This is a genomic window from Streptomyces sp. P17, from assembly GCF_032436805.1.
Lineage (GTDB): Bacteria > Actinomycetota > Actinomycetes > Streptomycetales > Streptomycetaceae > Streptomyces.
In genome coordinates this window covers 1-235 of record NZ_JAVRBF010001491.1, presented here as the reverse complement: position 1 = coordinate 235, position 235 = coordinate 1, and the positions used below count along the sequence as shown (strand labels likewise).

Below are 235 nucleotides of genomic sequence, written 5' to 3'. Positions count from 1 at the left end.
ATCCAGCGCACGAGGTCCTCGTTGGACAGGTTGAGCAGGTCGGTGTATCCCGTCGCCTCAGCCAGCGCCGACGCCTGCGCCCGCAGCCCCTCCGCATAGGTCGGGAACTGGCGGATGAGAGAATCGTTATCGACACCCTGCTTCTTGGCCGCCTCGGCCATGCGGGCGAACGCGGCGGCGGCCTTGTCGGCGTGGCCGGTGCCAACCATCTGGCCGAGCGCCTGATCTGCTCGCC

Annotated in this window: 1 protein-coding gene; it reads right to left on the bottom strand. The window is 68.5% G+C overall.

The window, feature by feature from the left end; all coding sequences use genetic code 11:
• Positions 1 to 209, bottom strand: a 209-nt coding sequence (locus RMT89_RS45450) for a hypothetical protein (protein WP_315889604.1), incomplete at its 3' end; no start/stop codon positions are given.
• Positions 210 to 235: the final 26 nt, after the last annotated feature.